We start from the raw sequence: 1,265 nt of genomic DNA on the forward strand, positions 1-1,265 counted from the left end.
TCAAGTTGGCCGCACGTTAGCGGATATTGCTAAGTACTTGGATGGTGACTTGGAGAAAGTTTTCGGGTTGCTCATATCTGAGGATACGCAGGGTGATTTGCTCAACTTGCCTGATACATACAAACACATAATCAAAGAGATAATGGAGAATTAGCATGGCTGTTCGTTACGTTCTAACAGGTGGCACTTACTCAAAAGGCGTTGGTAAGCAATCCGGTAAAAAATATGAAATTGGTCGTTTGTTTGCTGGTAAGGCATTGAAGCCTTGGGAAAACGAAAACGGCTCTCAAATTGCGTTTGGTATTGAATCTGTTGAGGTTCCATTTGCGCCAAACGATGCACTTCTCGCTAAATTCGAAACAACGATGTGTCCGGCTCTTGTTGAGTTCGAGTATGAACCTGACCCAGAGGACCCACGTCGCAACTTGGTTTGTGACTTCAAAGTGATTCGCAGCCTGTTCGACAATCCGGTCTCTGACAAAGCTAAGTAAGGTTTTTAATTATGCCTGTGTGCGCACTTCCAAATGCTGACGGTTTTATTGCTGTCGTTCCTGAGGTTGATGCTGCTTCTTGTAGTGGTTACGTCATGGTTACGGCTCAAGAATACGGTTCGCTTATGGACTTCACTCAGGTTACTGGCCCTGAAGCTACTCAAATGTTCGGCCTTGGTTTTTCCTTGGTGTTCTTTGGGGGCTTCATTTCTACCTATGCCATCAAGATGGCTTTACGTTTAATCAAACTTCTCTGAGGTACTTATGAAATACATCAATCAAGCGAAGAAATTCGCAAAACGTGGTGCTGCTACTGTTGCTGTGGCTGCTTTCTCTGGTGCTGCTTTCGCAAGTGAGGCAGGTGCTGACCCATTCAGTGCAATCGACCTTGCTGGCGTTGCGACCAAAATCGGTGCGGCTGGCTTGCTAATTGTTGGTATCGCTATGGCTCTTAAATCCATCACTCTTGCTAAGCGTGCTGTGAATAAGGCTTAAGTTTATGTTGGCCATTCTTCACGATGTCATTCTCATCGTCTTTGTGCTTTTGGGTGGCATGGCTGGATTTGTGGCCTCTCAAAACTTTAGAGGATAGGGGGCTTCGGTCCCCTTTTTTAATGAGGTTTATACATGAGTATTAAACAAAGCATTGCGGCACTGGTGATACTTTTGAGTGTTTCGTTTAGTGCTTCCGCTCAAACGGTAATTAAAATTACTAAACCTGCTCCTTACATGAAAACGAGTTGTGGTGTTATTGGTGGTATCTATACACTTGAT

The 1,265-nt window shown here is 44.4% G+C and carries 3 protein-coding genes; all 3 read left to right on the forward strand.

Going from position 1 to position 1,265, the window contains the following annotated elements:
• The first annotated feature begins 155 nt into the window (after positions 1-155).
• From R8N49_RS24775 to R8N49_RS24785, 3 genes are read left to right on the forward strand one after another with little or no spacing between them, the layout of a single operon-like run.
• Positions 156-491, forward strand: a complete 336-nt coding sequence (locus tag R8N49_RS24775) for a hypothetical protein (protein WP_017636225.1) — start codon at positions 156-158, stop codon at positions 489-491.
• Between the two features lie 11 nt (positions 492-502).
• Positions 503-748 (forward strand): hypothetical protein, encoded by a 246-nt coding sequence (locus R8N49_RS24780; RefSeq protein ID WP_017636224.1) that lies wholly within the window; start codon positions 503-505, stop codon positions 746-748.
• Positions 749-755: 7 nt separating this feature from the next.
• Entirely contained in the window at positions 756-986 is a 231-nt protein-coding gene (locus tag R8N49_RS24785) for a phage coat protein (RefSeq protein WP_169573061.1), read from the forward strand.
• Positions 987-1,265 lie beyond the last annotated feature (279 nt).

It is taken from the genome of Vibrio sp. 1978, assembly GCF_033344345.1.

What these genes read in the sequence shown, in the direction of transcription:
- R8N49_RS24775 (WP_017636225.1), top strand. Translation starts at nt 156, where the DNA reads ATGGCTGTTCGTTACGTTCTAACAGGTGGCACTTACTCAAAAGGCGTT.
- R8N49_RS24780 (WP_017636224.1), top strand. Translation starts at nt 503, where the DNA reads ATGCCTGTGTGCGCACTTCCAAATGCTGACGGTTTTATTGCTGTCGTT.
- R8N49_RS24785 (WP_169573061.1), top strand. Translation starts at nt 756, where the DNA reads ATGAAATACATCAATCAAGCGAAGAAATTCGCAAAACGTGGTGCTGCT.